Source organism: Chroococcidiopsis thermalis PCC 7203 (assembly GCF_000317125.1).
GTDB lineage: Bacteria > Cyanobacteriota > Cyanobacteriia > Cyanobacteriales > Chroococcidiopsidaceae > Chroococcidiopsis > Chroococcidiopsis thermalis.
In genome coordinates this window covers 6,105,863-6,127,889 of record NC_019695.1, presented here as the reverse complement: position 1 = coordinate 6,127,889, position 22,027 = coordinate 6,105,863, and the positions used below count along the sequence as shown (strand labels likewise).

Annotated in this window: 19 protein-coding genes; 11 read left to right on the top strand and 8 right to left on the bottom strand. The window is 44.3% G+C overall.

The window, feature by feature from the left end; genetic code table 11:
• Positions 1–200: 200 nt before the first annotated feature.
• The 5 genes from CHRO_RS26680 to CHRO_RS26665 form a co-directional block, all read right to left on the bottom strand.
• Positions 201–1,781 carry an NAD(P)H-quinone oxidoreductase subunit 4 gene (locus CHRO_RS26680; protein ID WP_015157345.1) on the bottom strand — a complete coding sequence of 527 codons (1,581 nt, stop codon included), beginning with the start codon at positions 1,779–1,781 and terminating at the stop codon, positions 201–203.
• Between the two features lie 2 nt (positions 1,782–1,783).
• A complete protein-coding gene (locus tag CHRO_RS32985) occupies positions 1,784–1,954 on the bottom strand; it encodes a hypothetical protein (protein WP_181824247.1) in 171 nt (56 codons plus the stop codon).
• A complete protein-coding gene (locus tag CHRO_RS26675; RefSeq protein ID WP_015157344.1) occupies positions 1,951–4,017 on the bottom strand; it encodes an NAD(P)H-quinone oxidoreductase subunit 5 in 2,067 nt (688 codons plus the stop codon). Before CHRO_RS26675 ends, CHRO_RS32985 begins: the two co-directional genes overlap by 4 nt.
• Before the next feature lie 323 nt (positions 4,018–4,340).
• Positions 4,341–4,703 carry a thioredoxin family protein gene (locus tag CHRO_RS26670; protein WP_015157343.1) on the bottom strand — a complete coding sequence of 121 codons (363 nt, stop codon included), beginning with the start codon at positions 4,701–4,703 and terminating at the stop codon, positions 4,341–4,343.
• A 153-nt stretch (positions 4,704–4,856) separates the two neighbouring features.
• Positions 4,857–5,570: an NnrU family protein gene (locus tag CHRO_RS26665; protein WP_015157342.1), complete on the bottom strand. Its 714-nt coding sequence runs from the start codon at positions 5,568–5,570 to the stop codon at positions 4,857–4,859.
• On the opposite strand from CHRO_RS26665, the gene CHRO_RS26660 reads away from it, so the two are divergent.
• The 7 genes from CHRO_RS26660 to CHRO_RS26630 all read left to right on the top strand — a co-directional run bounded on the left by CHRO_RS26660 (position 5,562) and on the right by CHRO_RS26630 (position 13,889).
• Positions 5,562–5,771 (top strand): hypothetical protein, encoded by a 210-nt coding sequence (locus CHRO_RS26660; RefSeq protein WP_041462652.1) that lies wholly within the window; start codon positions 5,562–5,564, stop codon positions 5,769–5,771. The genes CHRO_RS26665 and CHRO_RS26660 overlap by 9 nt on opposite strands.
• 133 nt (positions 5,772–5,904) lie before the next feature.
• Positions 5,905–6,978, top strand: a complete 1,074-nt coding sequence (locus CHRO_RS26655; RefSeq protein WP_015157341.1) for an IS630 family transposase — start codon at positions 5,905–5,907, stop codon at positions 6,976–6,978.
• Between the two features lie 136 nt (positions 6,979–7,114).
• Positions 7,115–8,122, top strand: a complete 1,008-nt coding sequence (locus tag CHRO_RS26650; RefSeq protein ID WP_015157340.1) for a LysR family transcriptional regulator — start codon at positions 7,115–7,117, stop codon at positions 8,120–8,122.
• 140 nt (positions 8,123–8,262) lie between these two features.
• Positions 8,263–9,612, top strand: a complete 1,350-nt coding sequence (locus CHRO_RS26645; RefSeq protein WP_015157339.1) for a serine/threonine-protein kinase — start codon at positions 8,263–8,265, stop codon at positions 9,610–9,612.
• A gap of 229 nt (positions 9,613–9,841) precedes the next feature.
• Positions 9,842–11,263, top strand: coding sequence for an ABC transporter substrate-binding protein (locus CHRO_RS26640; protein WP_015157338.1), 1,422 nt, complete (start codon positions 9,842–9,844; stop codon positions 11,261–11,263).
• Positions 11,264–11,293: 30 nt separating this feature from the next.
• Positions 11,294–12,016, top strand: a complete 723-nt coding sequence (locus CHRO_RS26635) for an MgtC/SapB family protein (protein ID WP_015157337.1) — start codon at positions 11,294–11,296, stop codon at positions 12,014–12,016.
• A 430-nt stretch (positions 12,017–12,446) separates the two neighbouring features.
• Complete coding sequence (locus CHRO_RS26630) at positions 12,447–13,889, top strand: ABC transporter substrate-binding protein (RefSeq protein ID WP_015157336.1); 1,443 nt, start codon at positions 12,447–12,449, stop codon at positions 13,887–13,889.
• 39 nt (positions 13,890–13,928) lie between these two features.
• On the opposite strand, the gene CHRO_RS26625 is transcribed toward CHRO_RS26630, so the two are convergent.
• The gene (locus tag CHRO_RS26625; RefSeq protein WP_015157335.1) at positions 13,929–14,891 is read right to left on the bottom strand and encodes an AEC family transporter; all 963 of its coding nucleotides are present in this window, start codon (positions 14,889–14,891) and stop codon (positions 13,929–13,931) included.
• Positions 14,892–15,733: 842 nt separating this feature from the next.
• Between CHRO_RS26625 and CHRO_RS26620 the strand changes: the two genes are divergently transcribed.
• The 3 genes from CHRO_RS26620 (at position 15,734) to CHRO_RS26610 (ending at position 18,636) form a co-directional block, all read left to right on the top strand.
• The gene (locus tag CHRO_RS26620; protein WP_015157333.1) at positions 15,734–16,498 is read left to right on the top strand and encodes an HPP family protein; all 765 of its coding nucleotides are present in this window, start codon (positions 15,734–15,736) and stop codon (positions 16,496–16,498) included.
• 286 nt (positions 16,499–16,784) lie between these two features.
• Positions 16,785–17,201 carry a hypothetical protein gene (locus CHRO_RS26615; RefSeq protein ID WP_015157332.1) on the top strand — a complete coding sequence of 139 codons (417 nt, stop codon included), beginning with the start codon at positions 16,785–16,787 and terminating at the stop codon, positions 17,199–17,201.
• 367 nt (positions 17,202–17,568) lie between these two features.
• Entirely contained in the window at positions 17,569–18,636 is a 1,068-nt protein-coding gene (locus tag CHRO_RS26610; protein ID WP_015157331.1) for a PstS family phosphate ABC transporter substrate-binding protein, read from the top strand.
• A 41-nt stretch (positions 18,637–18,677) separates the two neighbouring features.
• Here the strand turns inward: CHRO_RS26610 and CHRO_RS26605 are convergent, their stop codons facing one another.
• Positions 18,678–19,394, bottom strand: a complete 717-nt coding sequence (locus tag CHRO_RS26605) for a Crp/Fnr family transcriptional regulator (protein ID WP_015157330.1) — start codon at positions 19,392–19,394, stop codon at positions 18,678–18,680.
• 571 nt (positions 19,395–19,965) lie between these two features.
• Between CHRO_RS26605 and CHRO_RS26595 the strand changes: the two genes are divergently transcribed.
• Positions 19,966–20,880 carry a DALR anticodon-binding domain-containing protein gene (locus CHRO_RS26595; RefSeq protein ID WP_015157329.1) on the top strand — a complete coding sequence of 305 codons (915 nt, stop codon included), beginning with the start codon at positions 19,966–19,968 and terminating at the stop codon, positions 20,878–20,880.
• 294 nt (positions 20,881–21,174) lie between these two features.
• Here the strand turns inward: CHRO_RS26595 and CHRO_RS26590 are convergent, their stop codons facing one another.
• Positions 21,175–21,996: a Cof-type HAD-IIB family hydrolase gene (locus CHRO_RS26590; protein ID WP_015157328.1), complete on the bottom strand. Its 822-nt coding sequence runs from the start codon at positions 21,994–21,996 to the stop codon at positions 21,175–21,177.
• Positions 21,997–22,027 lie beyond the last annotated feature (31 nt).

Sequence of the window (22,027 nt, the reverse complement as noted above, 5' to 3'; positions counted from 1 at the left end):
GCCGGACTTATCCGACTTAGGCTATAAGACTGTGAATTGATTCACAGGCGGGTGTTGCAATTGATGCAAGATCTCAGCTTTCACCTTTTGCCTGAAAAGTTTTTCTTTCTGTCTCCTGCCCTCTGCCATCTGCCATTATAAACAATAAAATACCCCTACCGACAACGCGGCAAGGGCTGAAAAAATCTCGTACAAGCCAACTATTCGATCGCCAACTGAGGCGCTTTCAAAGATACAGCTGGTGTTAGCTTTTGTTCTGCTAATGTTGGCACTGATTCCCTTAAATGAGCTGTCAGTTGTATGGTTGTTGCATCGTACATTTGAGTCAGCATTTTCGGGTACAAACCAATACCGATAATTGGTACTAGCAGACAAGCGATAATAAATATTTCTCGCGGTTCGGCATCAATTAAAGCTTCGTGAGAAGTTAATTCTTTGTTTTCTTGCCCGTAGAAAATCTCTCGCAGCATGGAAAGGAGATAAATCGGCGTCAAAATCACACCGACTGCCATCAGAAAGACGATAATCACTTTGAAAGTAGGGTTATAAGCATCGCTAGTTGCAAAGCCTACAAATACCATCAATTCTGCAACAAAACCGCTCATGCCTGGCAGTGCCAAAGATGCCATCGAACAAGTCGTCCACATGGCGAAAATCTTTCGCATCTGTTGCCCGACACCACCCATTTCATCCAACATCAGGGTATGGGTGCGATCGTATGTTGCCCCAACGAGGAAGAATAGACTCGCGCCAATCATCCCGTGGGAAATCATTTGTAAAATCGCGCCATTCAATCCTAAATCGGTGAAGGAAGCGATGCCAATGACCACAAATCCCATGTGAGAAATTGAAGAATAAGCAATTTTGCGCTTCAAGTTCCGCTGGGCAAAAGATGTTAAAGCAGCGTAGATAATATTTACTACCCCCAGAATTACCATCGCCGGGGCAAAGAAAGCATGAGCATCGGGAAGCATCCCCGCATTCATCCGAATCAGGGCATAGCCACCCATTTTCAGCAGAATACCAGCCAGCAACATATGTACTGGGGCTGTCGCTTCACCGTGGGCATCGGGTAGCCAAGTGTGTAACGGGAAGATTGGTAATTTTACGCCGTAGGCAATCAGAAAAGCCCCATACAGCCAAAGCTGAAAGTTAAGGGGAATATCTTTAGCAGCCAGCGATCGCATGTCAAACGTTACGGTATCGCCGTAAAATGCCATCGTCAAACCAGCTACCAAAATAAATAGCGATCCGCCAGCAGTGTACAAAATGAATTTGGTTGCAGCATACTGCCGTTTCTTACCACCCCAGATTGCCAGCAACAAGTAGACAGGAATCAGTTCTAGTTCCCACACTAGGAAAAACAGCAACATATCCTGTACGGCGAATACAGCAATCTGTCCGCCATACATTGCCAGCAACAGAAAGTAGAACAGGCGGGGTTTCAAAGTTACGGGCCAAGCCGCTAGAGTTGCCAGCGTCGTGATAAACCCTGTCAAAATCACCAAGGGCATCGACAAACCATCGACCCCTACCGACCAATTCAAGTCCAATTGAGGAACCCAGGCGTATCTTTCCACCAATTGCAACTCTGGATTAGCCAGATCGTACTGAGTGTAAAATGCGTAAACGATAATGGCAAAATCAATTAGCCCCACTACCAGAGCATACCAGCGCCCTGTCGATCCCTCTTTAGAAGGTGGCAGTAGCGGGATGAATAGCGAGGCAACGATTGGAAACAGAATGATTATTGTCAGCCAGGGAAAATTAGCTGTATTCATCTCTAACTAGGGAATAGGGAGTAGGGAGTCGGGAGTCGGGAGGGGGAGACAAGGGAGAGGGGGGAGACAAGGGAGAGGGGGAAGAATTTTGTCCTCCTTGTCCTCCTTGTCTTCCTTGTCCCCCTTGTCCTTCTTCTGTCTCCTGTCTCCTGTCTCCTGTCTCCTGCTATCAAGTTACGCCGAACACGATTACCATACCGAGGACTGCGGCAAACACAATCAAGGCATAGAATTGGGCGCGACCGTTTTCTAGGTATTTTAAGCCTTCACCGCTGATGAGCGTAAAGAAGCCCGTGAGGTTCACCGCACCATCGACAACGCGATAATCGACTTCCATCACTTGACGGGCAAGGCGACGGCTACCTTGGACGAACACTTTGTCGTAAATGTCGTCAAAGTACCACTTATTGAGCGATAGCTCGTAAAGCGGTCGAATTTTGGCGGCGATCGCGGCAGGATCGATCTTGCGCCACAAATACATCAACGAAGCCAAAGTAATTCCTATCAAAGAAATCCCTACCGAAGCCCCTGCCAAAGTGTAGAATTCTGTCGGCTCGAACTCGGCAGCTTTCTCCATCGCCATAGCTAAGGTTTCGCTGGGAGGATAGATAAATTCCTCAAAGTAATTAGCAAACGGCGTACCCACCAGACCAATCAGCATCGACGGGATAGCTAGGACTACCAAAGGTAGAGCCATCGTCCAAGGAGACTCGTGGGGATGTTCGCTGTGTCCGTGGCTATCATGGCTGTCGTGGCTGCTAGCGGTTGCTGCCAATTCTCGCGTATCCATCGCCCCTGGTCCAAAATTAGGTACGAGGGCTGCCGATTTCAGTTCGTGGCGGATTTCCATTTCATTGCCTCGGAATTTCCCTTCAAATGTCGAGAAATACATCCGAAACATGTAGAAAGCCGTAATTCCTGCTGTCAGGTAGCCTACACCCCAAAGTAAAGGATTCGTGGCAAAAGCTGCCCCTAGAATCTCGTCTTTCGACCAAAAACCAGCAAAAGGCGGAATTCCCGAAATTGCCAAACAGCCAATTAAAAAAGTAATTGCCGTGACTGGCATATAGCGCCGCAATCCTCCCATGAGTCGCATATCCTGCGCCAAAACGGGGTCGTGACCGACAACAGTTTCCATCCCGTGGATGACTGAGCCGGAGCCAAGGAAGAGCATTGCTTTGAAGTAAGCGTGGGTCATTAAGTGGAACAATCCCGCGCCATACGCGCCTAAACCCATTGCCATCACCATATAACCCAATTGGGAGATGGTGGAATAAGCCAAGCCTTTCTTAATGTCGTTTTGAGTAATTGCGATCGTTGCCCCTAAAAATGCCGTAAACGCACCAGTATAGGCAATCACATTCATTGCTGCTGGGATGCCTTCAAACAAGGGATACATCCGAGCGATCAAAAATACCCCAGCTGCTACCATCGTCGCCGCGTGGATCAAAGCTGAGATGGGGGTGGGACCTTCCATCGCGTCCGGTAGCCAGACGTGCAAGGGAAACTGAGCTGACTTGGCAACTGGTCCTAAGAATACGAGAACGGCGAATACAACTGCCAAGAAACTGCTGATAGAACCTGATTCAACCAGAGTTTGCAACCGTTCGCCAATTTCGCCAAACTCAAAGCTGTTGGTTGCCCAGTAAAGCCCTAGAATGCCCAACAATAAACCAAAGTCACCCACACGGTTGACGACAAATGCTTTTTGACAAGCATCTGCTGCTGCCTTGCGATCGTACCAGAACCCAACTAGTAGGTACGAACACATCCCCACTAATTCCCAGAAAATATAAATCTGGACGATATTTGGGCTGACCACCAGACCGAGCATGGAAGAACCAAACAAACTCAGGTAGGAATAGAAGCGCACGTAACCTGGGTCGTGAGCCATGTAACCATCGGTATACACCATCACTAGCAAAGCTACCGTGGTCACTACCACCAACATCATGGCTGTCAGATGGTCGATCGTATATCCCATACTTAAATGGAAATTTCCGGCTGCTGCCCATTCCAGGGTTCTGGTATAGGGCGCGTGTCCTTGGATTTGACTCCAAAGAATCGCGAAAGACAGTACCGTTGCTGCTCCCATTAAAGAGATGACAAATACAGCATTGAGTTGCCGCAGGCGGTTAGTCGCCTGATTTGCCGATATTAACCCCAGACCGACCAGCATCGCCCCGACCAAGGGTAACACCGGAATCAGCCAGGCATATTGATAGATAGCTTCCATCACTTGCGCCTACTTTGAGAACTTTACTACTAACTTACTCAATGAAGCTATTAGCTTTTTTGTCATTTGTCATTTGTCATTTGTCATTTGTATGGAACTGAGTACAAATAACTGATGATGAATAACCTCTGACGACTAATCGCTTACTCCAAACTGTTAACAATTGTGACACATGGCTCCGATCGTAAAATACCCCACCTGAGGGAACCTAGATGGGGAAAACTTACTATGACTTTAGCTTTAGTAAGGGGTAGGAGAGTAGTTAGTGGCTAGTGACTGGTGGCTAGTTGCTAGAAAACACTAGTCCCCAGCCACTTATCTTTCTAGCTCCTAGCCCCTATTTCAAGTCGAACGGAGTTAGCGTAGTCGTACTGAATTGACTTTAGGATTTGCCGAAGTTCATCTCGACTGTGTAGGCGATCTAATCGCTGTCTGACAATACCTTTCTCAATCAAAATCAGTGTGGGCAAGGTTGTGAGTCGATAAGTATTGGATAATCTAAAATTTTCATCGGCATTTACGCCCACTATCTTGACGTGCTGGCTACCATGCTTGTGAAACTCTGATAGTACAGGTTGGATTAAATGACACAACCCACACCAGGGAGCCCAAAAATTGACTAAAACTGGAACTGAAGATTCTAAAACTTCTTTTGTAAACGTCCGCTCGTTAACTGACAATATCATGTTTCCTCTAGGCGGAATTATCTGAGTTTGCTATCAACTTGGAATTATGCTACATCGATTCGGGATCAATTCAAAAGTGGGAAAGATCGATTTTGTCAGCTATTGGGGAGTCGGGAATCGCGAACTTCCAAGTAGTTAATTCTGAATTCCCCACTACCAGGGAACTTTGGCTGTAGCTTGGATCAGCAGGGGATGCGATCGCCACAATAAAAAGACAAAAATGGCAACACCTATGTATGCAGGGCGGAGAAATTCTTGCCAATATAATGTTTGCCGTCCCTGCACGATCGCTAGAAAGGGAATGATGGAGGTGCGAGACTTAACTTTTTCAAATGCTTCTGAATAACGTTGACTCAAGCGGCGATCGCCATGCCACACTCCAAAGAGATGATGTAAGACTAAGCCAATGGAAGTGACGAGGGTAAAACTCGTTCCCAACCATAAAGTATGGGCAATACACCAAATCAACTGTCCTACCATCTGCGGATGACGGGTGATGCGAATAATTCCCGTCTCGTAGAGATGGACTTCGGGTTTTTGGACTGCGGCAATTTCCAGTAAATTAAATGTAGCGGGATAAAGAAAGAGGAAAGAAACAGCAGATAGCACCCAAACAATCTCGCGCACGCCTGGGACAGCTTGTACTTGCCAGAGTTGCGCTCCGTCGTAGCGATGGTTGAAAAAGTAAATTACTAAACCGACAGCTAAAGGTAAGCTGACGCTAGCAAATAAGACACGATAAAGCCTAGCACCAATTGCTTTTTCTGCCTGCATTCGCAGGGCGGCTAAACCGCTATGGGCGATCGCAAATCCTAGTAATAGACCCAGCATGACAAAATGGCTGGGCGTTAGCCAAGTGTGATTCATTTTAGGGGAAGGGACAAGGAAGACAAGGGAGACAAGGGGGACAAGGGGGACAAGGGGGACAAGGAGGACAAGGGAGACAAGGGGGACAAGGGAGACAAGGGAGACAAGGAAGACAAGGAAGACAAGGGAGACAAGGAAGCGAGAATAACCAACTACCCATTACCCATTACCCATTACCTCTCACCACCCACTTTCTATTAGTAAATTTTATATATTTTGTTCCTGTAAAGCTCCGATCGCGAATTATTAGGTAACTTTATATAGCGAGTCTAAACAAGTTATGAACAAAATTGGAGATAAGTAGGTAGAATGAAGCTCTAGATGTCAGAGGCTGATGAAAACTAGCGTGAATCCGACTTCTCTAACCAAAACACAACAAATTCAACTCTTAAAAGATTTCATTCAAAGTCACCCAAATGAAAAAGAGATGAGAAGAGCTTTAGCTGTGAAGCTAGCTATGGAAGGTTATGTATATCGACAAATTAGCCAAATCTTAGAAGTTTCTGTAGGATTTATTAGCAAATGGAAACAAGCTTTCGAGTCTGGTGGATTAGCTGCGTTAAGGTCTTCGTATCAAGGAGGAAAAGGTTACTTAACTCAAATTGAAAGGCAAGCGGTAATTCAGTGGCTGGTCGAACAAAAAACTTGGGATATTTCAGACTTAGAGGTGTATCTAATCGAGCAGTACGATATAGTTTTTCAATCGCGACAAAGTTATTATCAACTGTTGAAAGAAGCGCGAATTACGTGGCAAAAAGGAGAACAAACCAGTCCACGTCAAGACCCAGAAGCGATCTACAAAAAAAACCGAGAAATTGCCGAGTTACTAGAGAAGTATCGACCCCAGATTGAAGCTGAAGAGCTAGTTGTGTATATCATAGATGAATGTCATCTTCTCTGGAACGATCTGGTTGGCTATCTTTGGAACTTCGTAAAAAATCCTTTAAAAATCCCAATCCTCAATCCCAAGGAACGGCAAACTTATTATGGTGCGCTAGAGCTATTTACTCAAGAGTTTACTTTGGTTCCTGAGCCAACAGCAAATGGAGAACTAACAGTAGAATTCGTCAAAAAATTACTAGGTAAACATCCACAAGCCAGAATTTTATTAATTTGGGATGGAGCCTCTTATCATCGAGGGCAAGTAATGAGGGATTTTCTCACCGAACAAAATGAAGGGCTTCTTCCTGAAAATTGGCAAATTACTTGTGTCCGATTTGCCCCTTATGCCCCTCAAGAGAATCCGGTCGAAGCTATTTGGTTACAACTGAAAACTCTCCTGAGAAGATTTTATCGTTTTGGAAAAAGTTTTAAGAGCGTCAAACGTTTATTTCAGCTTTTTGTTGACTTAAAACTCTTTAATCTTCCAAATTTTAGCAACTACGATGCTTTTTCACGATTCGCTTAGACTCGCTATATATTAATGTGGTGTTAGGGTCATTTTCGCGGAATGTTTCCCACTTTGAGCAGATGACACATTCGCGCTCTCTCACTAATCGAGTAGGTTGCCTGAAGTCTCCTTTCGTATTCATGGATATAGCTGTATGTCTGACCTACCTTTCACCTTAGATCAGTTACGCATTCTTAAAGCGATCGCTGCTGAAGGGAGCTTCAAGCGTGCCGCTGACAGTCTTTATGTCTCTCAACCTGCGGTGAGCTTGCAGGTGCAAAACTTAGAGCGGCAATTGGACGTGCCTTTATTCGACCGAGGCGGACGTAGAGCGCAACTGACAGAAGCAGGGTATTTGCTGCTCAACTATGGCGAAAAAATTCTCAGCCTCTGTCAAGAAACCTGTCGGGCAATTGAGGATCTGCAAAACCTTCAAGGCGGAACTCTGATTGTCGGTGCTTCTCAAACTACTGGCACGTACCTTTTACCGCGCATGATCGGCATGTTTCGGCAAAAATATCCTGATGTCGCGGTACAGTTGCACGTCCACTCAACTCGGCGCACTGCTTGGAGCGTGGCAAACGGACAGGTAGACTTAGCGATCATCGGTGGCGAAATTCCCTCAGAGTTACATGAATCTTTACAGATCGCTCCTTACGCCGAAGATGAGCTAGCCCTGATATTACCAGTGCTGCACCCCTTAGCAAAAGCCGAGAAAATCTATAAAGACGACCTCTATAAACTTCAGTTCATCGCTCTCGATTCCCAATCGACCATTCGCAAAGTCATTGACTCTGTATTAACTCGCTGCGAGATCGATACGCGACGACTCAAAATTGAAATGGAACTCAATTCAATTGAGGCAATTAAAAACGCCGTGCAGTCAGGGTTAGGAGCGGCTTTTGTTTCCGTCTCTGCGATCGCCAAAGAGCTACAAATGGGTATCTTGCACCGCTCTGCAATTGAGGGAGTCGTGGTGCGACGGACGCTAGCAGCAATTTTAAACCCCAACCGTTATCGCTCGAAAGCAGCTGATGCGTTTATCCGCGAGATTTTACCCCAATTTACAACTCCAGGTTGGGGCAAGGAACTGTTAGAGTCGCCGCGAGTTGCCAAGGAAACTATAGAAGTCGTAACGCCAGAGGTCGAGGAAGTGAATTGAGTTGTTTGAGCTAGACAGCTAAATTAAAAGCTATAGGAGTGGCTAGTGGTTAGTGGCTAGGGGCTAGAAAACACCAGTCACTAGTCACCAGTCACTAGCCACCAGCCACTTATCTTTCTAGCCCCTAGCCTTTGCCGTTCATGGAAGTTTTCTGCACTCGTTTAGGCTGTCCCCGTCCGCTCAATCATTTTACCGATCTCGATAACAGCGCCATTCTCAAAACAACAGAACAAAAGTATTGCACCTGTTGCGGTATGCCGCTAATTTTACAGGGGCGCTATCTACCGGTAAAACTACTAGGACAAGGGGGATTTGGTGCGGCTTTTTTGGCACGCGATCGCTACACGCCTGGGATGCGTCAGTGTGTCGTGAAGCAATTCAAGCCTTCTGGTGACTTGAGCGCGACTCAGCTGATGACTGCCCAAACCCTATTTGAACGGGAAGCAGTCGCCTTAGAACAACTCGGCGATCGCCACGACCAAATCCCCGATTTGTTGGCTTTTTTTGAATTGAGCGTCCCGAGTTGGCAACCCAATAAACAGGAACGTTTTTTTTATCTCGTTCAAGAGTTTATCGACGGTGAAACTCTAGAAGCAGAACTAGAATCTCAAGGTCGGTTCTCCGAATCGCAGGTCTTGCAACTGCTCTACGCCATTTTACCCGTTTTACAGTTCGTTCACGAACAAAAAGCGATTCATCGGGATATCAAACCTTCTAATATCATCCGCGATCGCCACGGTAAGCTTTACTTACTCGATTTTGGTGCGGTCAAACAAGTGACGAGCCAAGCAGGAGGAGCGCAATCTGCTTCGACCGGAATTTATTCTATGGGTTTTGCCCCTCCCGAACAAGTCTCAGGTGGGGAAGTTTACCCTTCTACGGACTTGTATGCCTTGGCTGTAACCGCAGTCAACCTACTCACTGGCAAAAAACCTACAGATTTATATGATGCCGGTCGCAATCAATGGCATTGGCGAATGCATGTTGAAGTTAGCAGTGAGCTTGCCAGCATTCTGACCAAGATGCTATCAGCTCAACCCCAGCAGCGCTATCAGTCAGCTGCCGAAGTCCTTACCGCTCTGCACCAGCTCGATCGCCCCACCCCTATACCATCTACTCCCCCACCAATAACCAGGCGACCTAGTTTTGCTCTGTGGGAGGTTTTAACGGGAGCGGCTTTTAGCGGTTTTGAAGGTGCTTTGCTGGCGATCGCGCTTTCCAGCCTTTTTCCCACTCCCGCTCTTGGTTGGGCAATCGCCGCTGTGATTTTGAGCGGTCTAGTTTTTGCCTTATCTCGTCGCTGGATCGAAAAAGTAGATTTATTAATTATTTCAGTAATTTCCTTGGTAGTTGTGGTTTTTATTCCTGCCCTGCACGCCAATCTCAGCGTTTCTAGCATTTTGGTTCTGGCGATCGGTGGCGGACTAATTGCAGTTGCCCTCACAGCTTTATTTAAAATAATTTATCAACTACTCGATCGAATTCTGTGACAGTTATCAGTTATCAGTTATCAGTTATCAGTGAAGAAAGGGTGTAGGGTGTGGGGTGACAGTGACTCCTGACCAGTGACCAGTGACTCCTGACCAGTTATCAGTTAATCATCACTTCTGACTTACGACTTCTCCTTGTCTCCCTTGTCTCCCCCCTCTCCCTTGTCTCCCTTGTCCCCCTTGTCTTCCCCTACTCCCTACTCCCCACTCCCTACTCCCTAGTTCTAATATGTCGCGTAAAAATGAAACAGTGCTTCTGCTACTATCGCTACTAATTACGCTCGGATTAGTAGGGGGAGGAGCTTTACTATTCAGTAATTTTTTTGGCAAATCGTTTGTCGGTATTGGAAATCAATCTAACTCGACTCCTACAGATGGTACTTCTGCAACTGGAAAACCAATTAGTTTTGGTGAGAAAACGTTATTTTCAGGGAAGATATTACCAGCAAAACAGGAAGGAATAGAGGCGATCGCGGCTCGAAATTGGAGTGTTGCAATCGAGAAATTGCAAGTAGCATTAACACAAAATCGCAACGATCCCGAAACCCTAATTTTCCTTAACAATGCCAAGATAGGCGATCGCAAAAGCTACGCAATTGCTGTTGTCGTTCCCACTGGTACTAGTCCTAATGGAAGTTTGGAAGTTCTACGTGGCGTTGCGCAGGCACAGACCGAAACAAATCAAACGGGGAATATTAATGGTGTTCCCTTGAAAGTGGCGATCGTCAACGACAACAATCAAGAAGACCAAGCTCAACAAGTTGCTTCAACTTTGGTCAACACTTCTGAAATTTTGGCAGTTATCGGTCACTGGGCAAGTCAAGTCACCCTTGCCGTTGCACCTATATATGATGAGGGAAAGTTAGTCGCGATCTCTCCTGTCAGTACTTCTGTTAAACTTTCCGGCATCAGTCCCTACATTTTTCGTACCGTTCCCAGCGATTATATTGCTGCAAGAGCTTTGGCAAATTATATGCTGACCAATTTACAGCAAAAGAATGCTGCTGTTTTTTTCAATCCCCAAAGTGCTTACAGCCAATCCTTAAAATCTGAGTTTGTCACAGCGGTTCTACTCGGAGGTGGAAAAGTCACATCTGAGTTTGACTTATCAGACCCTAGTTTTAGCCCAGCTAACAGCATTAACCAAGCCATCAAGCAAGGGGCAAAAGTCCTGATGTTAGCACCTAATACTGGGTCTAGTACTAGCATTATCGATAAAGCCCTACAGGTCGTGCAAGTCAACCGCAGACGATTGCAACTTCTAGGTGGTGATGCCATTTACAACTCAACCACGCTAGAGGTCGCAGGAGACGCGGCTGTGAATATGGTAGTTGCTATTCCGTGGGATATTGATACCGATCCGAAATCTCAGTTCGTGCGTCAGTCACGACAGTTTTGGGGAGCTGAGGTCAACTGGCGTACTGCTCTTGCCTACAATGCAACCAAGGCTTTGACTGCGGCAATGCAGAAGTCTCCTACTCGTGAAGGGATTCAACAAACTCTGACTAGTAATGATTTTTCCACTCCTGGCGCAGCTAATCCAGTGCAGTTTCTTCCCTCTGGCGATAGTAACGCACCAGTGCAGCTAGTACAAGTCGTGCGTCAAGTCAATACAAGTACTGGCTATGATTTCGTACCAGTGCGACAATAGCAATTTGGGTGCAACCAAACGAAAAAAACAATGACTTGGGTAGATTTTGCAATTCGCCTGCTACTGGCATTCATTCTCGGTGCGGCAATTGGCAGCGAAAGACAATGGCGGCGAACTCGCTCGGTACTGAAAACAAATGTGTTGGTGTCTCTTGGTGCTGCTATGTTCGTCATGCTCTCGGCAATGATTCCCGGCGATGCCAGTCCTACACGTATAGCAGCCCAAGTTGTCTCTGGCATTGGCTTTTTGGGTGGCGGTGTAATTTTGCGGGAAGGAACCAGCGTGCGCGGACTCAATACCGCAGCTACCCTCTGGTGTGCTGCTGCCGTGGGTAGTTTGGTCGGGGCGGGATTGCTATTTCAAGCTTATTTCGGCACTTTAGCAGTGGTAGGAGCAAATCTACTTTTGCGCCCGATGGTACAGTGGTTTCAGCAGTTAGACGAGCAATTGATTACGCACACAAAAGCAGAAACTCGCTATTGCTGTCGCCTCATTTGTTTAACTGAAGACGAAGTAGCTGTGAGGGCTGTGCTACTGGCACAAACCACACCAGGACAAATGATATTGAATGAATTGTCTAGTAAAAATATTAACAGTAAAGATCTCGATAACTTCTCTTCAGTAGAAATCAAGGCAGAATATACTTCCAATGGTCGCAACGATCTGTTGATGGAAGAGATTGTCATGCAGTTGCGATCGCAAATAAAAGTGACTGCAATTAAGTGGGAAGTAGTTACAGAAGATACAGATTGAGCGGAGCGCGATCGCCAAACTCTTTACTGCTATAGTTAGGTAAATCTCTTATACGTATAGGCTTAGACTCAGTAAATTTGCGTAAGTAATTTCACGGTTAAAATCAGCTGCATTATATTTTTTCCGTAAAATTACGGTTGGTACGCAAGTAGTTGTGGCTCTATTTTGTTTGGTTATGGGTCAAATCAAATATTATTTATTTATATGTTAAAAAAACCAACTTTCAAGCTGTAGCTTTGTTTGTGGGTATTCATCTCGTACTATTATTGCGATCGCCCAAAGTGCTGTTGCTAAAAAGAATATGATTTAGATCCTTATAGATTCTTCGACATCTGGGTTGTACTAAGTCATGGCGATGAAGAAAATATGAGGCTGGGAAAGTTGTCTAGACATGTCTACAATACTCGATTAAACTCCTGTTCCAAACTTTATGTTGCAAAGCAAAAAAAACACTGTCCTGGTTCTCTATCTCATCGCCCTCTGCTTGATCGGTCCGCTAATTTTTTGGTTGAGTTATCGCAGTGGTAGAGGAGGGCAACAAGCAACTCAACCATCTCTCAATGGATTGCTCAATCCCCCCAACCGCAACCCAGCTTTGCAAAAACGAATTAGTTTAGGTAATAAAGTTTTATTTACTGCCGACAATAATCCAGACAAACAAGCAGGGGTACAAGCTTTTGCCGCAGGAGATTTTTCCACGGCAGTCACCAAATTTAATGCGGCTTTGCAGGTGAAGCGCAACGATCCCGAAACGTGGATTTATTTAAATAATGCTTCGGCAGCTGCAATTAGCAATACAGTTAAGATCGGTGTTAGCGTTCCTGTAGGAGGTAACTTAAACGTTGCCAGAGAGATGCTGCGGGGCGTGGCACAGGCACAATACGAAATTAATCACGGTGGCGGGATTGGCGGCAAGCTGGTTCAAGTGCAAGTTGCCAACGACGATAATAACCCCATTGTTGCCAAACAAATCGCGGCTGAATTTGCCAACGATCCAGATATTCTCGCAGTAGTAGGACATAACTCTAGTGATGCATCCATCGCCGCTGCTCCCATCTATCAAAAAAGCGGTTTGGTGATGATCTCGCCCACGAGCGTAGCGCGTAACTTAAGTGGAGTTGGGAGATTTATCTTTCGGACTACGCCAAATTCAAGAGCAATCGCCGATGCTTTGGCTAGCTACGTCGTGAAAACAGCACGCAAAACCAGAATTGCGATCTGTGCGGATTCTCAGGCAGAAGCAAGTCGCTCGTTTCAAGAGGAGTTCACTTCTAGCGTGTTTGAAAATGGCGGTTATATCACCAGTACCCCCTGCGATTTTGCTGCTACTAATTTTAACCCTAGCGAAATTCCCTCTCAAGCAGTCAGCGATGGAGCAGAAGCTTTGCTGCTAGCACCAGATGTAAATAGAATGGGTCGTGCAGTGGAAGTAGCGCAAGCAAATCGCAGTCGATTGACTTTGTTCGGCAGCCACACAATGTATACGTACGACACGTTGCAGCAAGGACAAGCTGATGTTAATACTATGGTGCTTTCTGTACCTTGGCATCCTTCTGCTTTCCCCAATAGTTCTTTCATTGCCAATGCTAAGCGGTTTTGGGGTGGGGCTGGTAATTGGCGAACTGCATTGACTTACGATGCAACAATTGCTGTTTTCACGGGTTTAAAAGCGAGTACGAATCGCGAACAGCTACAGAAAGCTTTATCTAATACTGGTTTTATGTTTAAAGGGGCAACTGGGATAGTCAAGTTTTTACCGTCAGGCGATCGCCAAGAATCAGGAACTCTAGTCAGAGTTCAGCCTGGTAGATACTCCGGCACTGGTTACGATTTTACTCCCCTACCTAGTTCGGTTGACACGAGCCTTCGTTGATCGAGAGACGACGCAGAGAAGTTCCACGCAGAGTCTCTATTATCTAAATAAATACAACCATAGGGGAAGTACCAGTGGTAGCAAAACCGTACTGAGAACAATCGTACTGGCAGCTAGCGGACGATTGAGGTTGTACTCTTCTGCTAAAATCGCATTGGCGAAAGCACTTGGCATTCCAGACATCAAGACTAAAGCCAAGCGTGCTTCGTGGGGAAATCCCAAGCATGTTATTACCATTCCTGCCAAAATGGGCAGAACAAATGTCTTGATCGTACTGGGAACGATCGCCCCTCGTAGATTTTCAATTCCTTGAAGCCGTGATAATTGCATTCCAATCAACAAAAAAGCTCCAGGTATGACTAAATAGACTATTGCTTGAAGTAAGGGATCGATGAAACTGACAATTTGCCAAGGTTTACTATAGTAACCCAGCGCAAACGCCCATAAAGCAGGAACGCGCAAAATGTCTCGCCATGCAGCTTTCCATTTATTATTTGCTGTGGTTTGCCCAAAATAACTTGCTAAAAATACTCCCAGTCCGTAACTACCAATTAGATTGTGCGTTACGCCATACAACACTACCCAAACTAAATAGTCTTGACTGACAAAAGCTGGAACGATCGCTAACCCGATGAAGCCGGTGTTTCCCAAAATTGAAGCGAGGACAAAACTACCTTGTTCAGCGCGATCGCTAGGATAAAAACTATCGGACAATTGTTTTACCCATGAAACCGAGCGGTACTGAGTCAGTTGTTTGAGTAGCTGTAAACTGACATAAGCTAAGCCCAAACCCAAAAGCAATGTTGCAATTGTCAAGATTGGGGGCAACCAAATCGATTGCGATAAATTTGACTTGCGCGTCAGTACTAAAATTTGCAAAGGTACGCCCAGCCAGTAAAGAAGGCGACCTAGCAAATTGGGAAAGGAACGAGGAATTATTTCTCTTCTGAATAAGAATGCGCCCAGACTCGTACAAAAAACGCTTGCTGTAATTTCTATCATCAGTTTCGTTCTATCTCAACAGCACCCATGAATTAGCAATTCAACAACCACAGTTTCAAGTTAAATCGCGATCGCTTGGTTTAGTTTCGCTACTATTGCGTAACAAATTAAGCTCTCATTACGTAACAATTAAAACTAACCCAACAAACAAATTTGCCTCTGTATCAAGTCACAATTTATGGCTTTACTAGCATTTCCATGCAGAGGCACAGAAGCTAAAAAGCTAATCTTCAGATTTTACTCAACCGTGCAGCAAAAATGCTGCAACCAAAGTTACAGTAAAAATACGATAAATCTCAAAGCTATTCCATAACACTAAGAGCAATTAAAATTTTGATGAATAAAATTAAAATACAAGATTAACTCTCTTGAAATAAAAACTTTGAATACCATCGAATAAACAAAGAACACTTCGATCGAGTCTGAAATGTCTTGTCAGATTTTAACTACAATAATTAAATATAGTTATACAGCGATAAATATTTGAGCGAGCTATAGCAGTTCTAAATGATTTGTAAAGTAGGCTTCTAGCCTGCTCCACATTCATGAATCAAATAGGATTGCTCTAGTAGCTAGCGATCGCTGTCAATATTTTTTGAAAAAATTAATTTATCCATTTAATTTATTTGATAGTTCTAGCGTTATTGCGAGCGTAGTTTGCTCTAAGTTGCAAGTATAAAATAGTACTTTTTCGTTGATTGTATGCGGTTAGAGCAATTTCAAAATGCGCTTCTTTCATGAGTAATAATATTCCGTATCAGTTAACACAATTTATAGTAGTGCGATCGCAATATCACAGAATTAATCTAAGTTTTTGCAATTCATTATTTAGCGATCGAAGTATGAAAGACATTAGTAAAACTGCGGCGAAACCAAATACAAATACTAGCTCTATGACAAAACTTACCAAAGCTATGTCCACCTTTGAGTTGACAAGCAAACAACAACAATTCCAGCAGTATCAACAGCAACTAGAACAACAGCAACAGCAATTAATCATTCAGCAGCAACAACTAGAGCAACTCACATCTGAACTAGCTGCTTTGAGAAAAAATCGTTCCCAGTCTACATGGAGCTTTCGATTTAAATCGGCTCGACTCAAAAACTTCTTGGCTAAAATTCACGGCAGCTCTAAATATCAACCCCGCTTTCCTTTAAAACAAATTGTTTTTTCTTACATAGGTAGTTTTATTGGCATTGCCGCGCTAGCTTACATCAGCGTTAGTACGCATTATCCTCTAATCGCAGCTCCTTTCGGAGCGGCTGCCGTTTTATTATTTGCTGCACCCGATAGTCCTCTAGCACAGCCACGCAACTGTATTGTAGGCAATTTTCTCGGCGGATTAGTCAGCTTAATTATGGTACATTTATTCGGCTCAGAACCTTGGGTAATGGCTTTAGCTGTTGCTACAGCAATCAAAGTCATGCAACTGACAAAAACTCTCCATCCACCAGGAGGAGCAGTTGCTTTAGTAGGAGTGATGAGCCGTGCTGAATGGAGTTTTCTATTCACGCCAGTATTAGCAGGTTCAATTGTTTTAGTCTTTTGTACTTTTGTTTTTAACAATCTCATGCCAGGTAGAACTTATCCAAAACACTGGTTGTAATCTGTAGAAGGAGGCAGAAGTTAGAAAATTAATTGTGAAAAAGCTGCAATTAATGCTACGAAATCAAAAACTTTTCTGATGTAAAATGTTGATTTTGTTGGTATAAAAACTAATATAGCAATCCAAATTGATTTGTGAACGTTTTCCCTGTAGAGACGTTCCATGTGTGTAGAGACGTTACATGTAACGTCTCTACAGGAACAATCGATTTCACGATTCATTTAGAATTGCTATATCCACTTCTGACTCTTCTTTATTAAAAAGCTTGTGATTCAGGAAATTAATTATGAGTCAGATCTATCTAAAAAGAAAACGAGCCGTTATAGTAATTTTAGCTACAATTTTTGCTGCGGGGATAGTCACAGTAACTCCTGCAATAAATTTAGAATTATTCAAGCAAATATTTTTGACGGTTGCTGATGTTGCTATGTGTACTGTTGTCTGGGATATATACTTTGATGAGGAACTAGCAACTAAGGATACTAAATCTATACTTTTAGAATTAGGACTGATTAGTATAATTTCTGCCGTTACTGCATTCATTACGGCGAAAGCAGTTTTAGCTTTACTAGGAAGATTAATTATATTAGTAGGAGCATTCGGCTGGGTTATAGCGGGGATAATTGCTAGCGTAACTACAGCTATTTTGGGTATAGCTTGGTTATTTTACTGCGACGATCTTTTCAGACACTCTAATCACTAGGTTAAATAAGTCGTAATTTGTAATTCGTAAGTCGTAAGTAAGAAATTCTTACCCTTACCCCTATTCTCATGACCAACGATCGTGACTTTATGTAGTTGTGTGTATACTATTTGTGCCAAAAGCCGCTAAATATATATAGTTAATCGTCCTGACAAGATTAAGGTTAGGTTATGATAAAACAGACATAAGAGTTTAATTCATAGGATTACTGAGAGCAAAACACTTAACTTAAGTACTTTGATTTCATCATAGGACGATCGCTTGAATTAGAGGCGATCTCACAGGGATGCAACACTGCTTTGCTGCGGGGATAATCTGTACGCAAGCAAGTATATGTTGCACTTATTACAGCACTTATCATTCTGTTATGTCGTCGCAAAAAAATGAAACAGCTGTTCTCGTTCTGACTCTATTGATCGTAGCTGGGGGTTTAGCTGGTGGTTTTTGGTGGCTGACGAGAAATTCTAGCACTAGTGTCGAACTCAGCGATCCTCAGCCAAGATCTATTTCCACCCCCAACACATCCGATATAACTTCAGATCCAGAATTGACTGGCTCAAGTTTTAGCGGTGTTTCAGGCATTCCTAAAGGGTTATTCAGCTATGGTGGTAGTACTTCTTGGGCAGCAATTCGACAAGCGATCGATCCGCAAATTAGGGCAGCTTATCCAGAATTTCAGTTACGATTTGTAGAACCGACAAATGCTTCCCCAGGAACTAGTATTGGTATTCGGATGCTGATTGAAGGTAGGCTTACCTTTGCTCAGTCGTCTCGACCCTTACAAGATCAAGAGGTATCCCGCGCTCAGCAAAGAGGATTTAATTTAAAAGAAATTCCGGTAGCAATTGATGGTTTAGCGATCGCAGTTCACCCCAGCCTAAATATACCAGGACTAACCTTGGCACAGCTGCAAGCAATTTACACGGGTAAGGCAAATAACTGGAAACAACTCGGTGGTCCTAACCTGCCGATTCAACCTTATTCTCGTCCGATGAGCGAGGGTGGTACGGTCGAGCTTTTCGTACAGGATGTTTTAGCAGGTCAAGCATTAGCTGCTAATGTTGAATTTGTCGGTACGACAACTCAAGCTCTACAAAAGCTAGCTAGTAACCGTGGCGGAATTTACTACGCCTCGGCTCCAGAAATCGTACCTCAGTGTAGGATTAGACCCTTACCGCTAGGTCGTCAATCAGGGCAATTTACTCCTCCCTACCAAGAACCTTTAGTAACAGCGAATAACTGTCCTCAGCGGCGCAATCAGCTCAATACAGATGCTTTTCAAACCGGACAATATCCTCTGACACGTAACCTGTACGTTGTCGTCAAGCAAGATGACGATTTAGCACAGCAAGCAGGAGAAGCTTATGCTAAATTACTGCTGACGCAGCAAGGACAGTCGGCGATCGCTAACGCTGGATTTGTGCGAATGCGCTAGGCATAGGATTATAGAGACGCGAAGTTTCGCGTCTCTATAATTCAACTAGCTCGATTGATTGAATCGGCTGGCAAACAGATGAGATTATCTTCTTGGGCGATAAGTAAACCGCGTTGGCGTAACTTACCCATTAAACGAGTCACCGTAACTCGCGTCGAACCGATCGCACTACCAATTTGGGCGTGCGTCAGCGTAAACGGTAGAGAGTATCCGCGCAGAATCTCGGGATCTTCTTCACTTGTCGCTGGTTGTCCGTATTCTTCTACCAGCAGGGTTAAGAATCCCAAGAGACGATCGATCGTCCGTCGCTGTCCTAAAGCACTCAGCCACAGTAACTTGCGCTGATGTTGGTAGCGAAATGCATCGAGAACTTCCCGCCGAAAGTGGGGCCAGTTATCCAAGTCATGCCAGTACATCCACACGACTAAAGTGGGTTCTACGTGGGCATAAGCTTGGAGCGTAAACGGAGATTGGGCAACAATTTCAAACGGCTGTCCAGCGCCAACAAAGCCTAAAAAAGCTTCTTCAGGTGTTCTGTTGATGCGCCGAGATGATAGCTGACTAGTTGCGCTAACTTGAGCTGTACCTACAAGTCGCACAGCACCTCTTTGAACGAGATAGAGCAGTCCAGGTCGAGCTGGAATGCGTTCGTCTTTACTAAAAGAGCGAACGCGATAGTGTTCCTGCGCCCAGTCAAGAATCCGTTGCCAGGTTAAAAATGGTCTTTGCGACTCTGGAGAAGCGGATGGGGAATGCATAATTTGCAGCAGTTGGCGATAGACGAAACGTCACTGTGAAGCTCACCTATTGCCAAATTGGTTGGCAGGTGAACTCCACTCCTCAAACCAGTAATAGCAATCGCAGCTAAGCGAACTTAGCCATAGATTTGTTTTATCTGTCTTGCAACACAATCCTAGTATTCTCAATCACTCAATTACTCGATCAAGTCTCCTGCTTTTCAGTTTTTTTATCCGTATAGTTCATGTTTAAAACAACAGATAAGTGTAAACAATCAAACCAGGGAATTGCAAGTAACAGTTGTACAAATGATTGTAGTTGAGCTAGGGAAAATTGTGACAAAATATTGTCAACAACATAGGACTGAGTTTTTTTGTACCGTAAATCTACTGAAATCACCAGATTTTTTAGCGAAAACTCATAGATCTTTCAGTACGATCGCGGATGAACGAACGCTCCAGTAATAGTAAATTTCGCTAGGGCATAGTATTCTCAGGTAGCCATTCAAAAAATAGGGGTTAAGCAATTCGTTTGCATGGAACCTTGGTAAATCCCCCAGGTAGGGATAGGGATTTTAACTATAAATTAAAAGTGGATCACCGATCGCCTCCATTAGCTGAGTTAACACCTAAGCAAGCGCTGTTACAGCAGATACAAGCAGCGCTAAGTTTGTATATATTAGACACTCCATCCTTAACAGATCGCAAAAGTTATATTCCTTTACAGTTATCTAAACAGCGCCCGGTTGTTTACAGGTGCGCGATCGCGTTTAAATTAAGTCAACTTGTCAACTCCCCAACTATAGAAGTTGCCCAATCTATATCGCAGCTAATTGCCCAACAAGATTGTCAACAAAACTTGATTCTTCAAGTTGTTCCCCCAGGGTGGATCGACCTAGAATTACCTCAACCCAGTCTGGCTGCTTGGTTGCAACACTGGATTGAGACACTACCCTGTTTAGGGAGCAGGGGGGAGAAGAGAGCTGAGGGAGCTGAGGGAGACATTACCAATTACCAATTACCAATTACCAATTACCAATTACCAATTACCAATTACCAATTTCCCATCCAATACGCTCATGCTCGTTGTTGTTCTCTATTGAAAATGGCTCATGAGGAGAAAATAATTATAATTAAGTCAAAAAACTCTGACATTAAGTCTTCATGTCTACAGGTCATATCACCTCAACCTATTCCTTGGTTGAGTGAAGCAAAAATTTGTTTGCATCACCCATCCGAGTTAAATTTACTCCTCGAATCGATTGGAGTATTAGACGCTCTCTATTGCCCCGATCCTACTCGCAAGTCTTTAAATTGGTTGAAAGTAGCTCTGAATCTGAGTCAAGCTTTTCAAACTTTTTATAGTCAATGTCGCATTTGGGGAGAGGTCAAAAATCAAAATCTCAACTTAGCACAAGGGCGACTTGGCTTAATAGCGATCGCTCAATCTGTATTCAGAATTCTATTAGTAGAAGTACTAAATAGTTGCGCACCCTTAGAACTTTGAACTAGCGAACAGTATAAAACTGGTCACTAGTCACCGGTCACTGGTCACTGGTCACTGGTCACTGTATAAGGCATCTTGCTCTATAGGCAAATCTTATCTGTCTTTAGGTAGAAATTAGCGTTCAAGGGGGTGACAAATCAAGAACATTACTCTAATATAAGGGTGTGTGAGGAGCGAACCAGTCAGGACACCAAGACGAAACACGGACAGTCGTTGGTGTCCTTTCTGATTTTTGGTCATTCGTCGTTAGTAGAACGCTTGCCAATGACAACTGACAACTGACAAATGACTGATTTAAAGTAAGAATTTTTCAATTGCAACTGCAACACCATTTTGCTCGACACTAGGCGCTACCCACTGAGCGATCGCCTGTACGTCAGATGGAGCATTACCCATCGCTACACCGATCCCGGCATACTCTAGCATCTCTACATCGTTAAAGTTGTCACCAATTGCCATCACGTTAGCAGCAGTGATTCCCAGGAGTTCTTCAGCTAAGTAACGCACGCCTACACCCTTATTAATCGAAGGGTTGGTTGCTTCAAAGAAGGTAGCAACGGATTTAGTCAGGTACAGTTCAGCAGGGGTATATTGCTGGCGCAGACTGCTGAGTAAGTTATCGATGATTTCGGTATCGTCGCACAGAGCTAATACTTTTGTTGGTTCTGTTGTTAAAGCTTGGCGTAAATCTCCCACCGCGATCGCTTCAATCCCAGAGCGTTCGGAGTAAAGTCGAGTTTCAGAAGTCAGTTCGCGCACGTAGAGGCAATCGTTGATATAGAAATGAACCGAAAGCAGCGATCGCAATTCAGGTTGCTCGAAGTAATCTAACAGTTGAATTGCTGTTTGCTTGGCAACAGTCCAATGACGGTGCATTTTCTGGGTAGCTGGATCTTGAATCCAAGCACCTTGATAGGCAAGTAGAGGCAAAGTCGAACCTATCTCATGATGGAAACGTAGGGCAGAACGATACATTCGTCCTGTTGCTACAGCCACTTGTATGCCTTTTGCCCGCACTGCTTGAATCGCTTTTTTAACTTTGGCATGAATTTGATTTGACTTACCCGCGATCGTCCCATCAATATCGAGGACGAGTAATTTAATTTCTTGGTTCATAACGGGGAGTCGGTTATCAGTTATCAGTTAT

Excerpts from the sequence above, each read along its gene's own strand:
- CHRO_RS26620 (WP_015157333.1), top strand. The coding sequence starts at position 15,734 with ATGAAAGACATTAGTAAAACTGCGGCGAAACCAAATACAAATACTAGC.
- CHRO_RS26670 (WP_015157343.1), bottom strand. The coding sequence starts at position 4,703 with ATGATATTGTCAGTTAACGAGCGGACGTTTACAAAAGAAGTTTTAGAA.
- CHRO_RS26635 (WP_015157337.1), top strand. The coding sequence starts at position 11,294 with ATGACTTGGGTAGATTTTGCAATTCGCCTGCTACTGGCATTCATTCTC.
- CHRO_RS26590 (WP_015157328.1), bottom strand. The coding sequence starts at position 21,996 with ATGAACCAAGAAATTAAATTACTCGTCCTCGATATTGATGGGACGATC.
- CHRO_RS26680 (WP_015157345.1), bottom strand. The coding sequence starts at position 1,781 with ATGAATACAGCTAATTTTCCCTGGCTGACAATAATCATTCTGTTTCCA.
- CHRO_RS26610 (WP_015157331.1), top strand. The coding sequence starts at position 17,569 with ATGTCGTCGCAAAAAAATGAAACAGCTGTTCTCGTTCTGACTCTATTG.
- CHRO_RS26655 (WP_015157341.1), top strand. The coding sequence starts at position 5,905 with ATGAAAACTAGCGTGAATCCGACTTCTCTAACCAAAACACAACAAATT.
- CHRO_RS26650 (WP_015157340.1), top strand. The coding sequence starts at position 7,115 with ATGTCTGACCTACCTTTCACCTTAGATCAGTTACGCATTCTTAAAGCG.
- CHRO_RS26605 (WP_015157330.1), bottom strand. The coding sequence starts at position 19,394 with ATGCATTCCCCATCCGCTTCTCCAGAGTCGCAAAGACCATTTTTAACC.
- CHRO_RS26640 (WP_015157338.1), top strand. The coding sequence starts at position 9,842 with ATGTCGCGTAAAAATGAAACAGTGCTTCTGCTACTATCGCTACTAATT.
- CHRO_RS26665 (WP_015157342.1), bottom strand. The coding sequence starts at position 5,570 with ATGAATCACACTTGGCTAACGCCCAGCCATTTTGTCATGCTGGGTCTA.
- CHRO_RS26625 (WP_015157335.1), bottom strand. The coding sequence starts at position 14,891 with ATGATAGAAATTACAGCAAGCGTTTTTTGTACGAGTCTGGGCGCATTC.
- CHRO_RS26645 (WP_015157339.1), top strand. The coding sequence starts at position 8,263 with ATGGAAGTTTTCTGCACTCGTTTAGGCTGTCCCCGTCCGCTCAATCAT.
- CHRO_RS26675 (WP_015157344.1), bottom strand. The coding sequence starts at position 4,017 with ATGGAAGCTATCTATCAATATGCCTGGCTGATTCCGGTGTTACCCTTG.
- CHRO_RS26630 (WP_015157336.1), top strand. The coding sequence starts at position 12,447 with ATGTTGCAAAGCAAAAAAAACACTGTCCTGGTTCTCTATCTCATCGCC.
- CHRO_RS26615 (WP_015157332.1), top strand. The coding sequence starts at position 16,785 with ATGAGTCAGATCTATCTAAAAAGAAAACGAGCCGTTATAGTAATTTTA.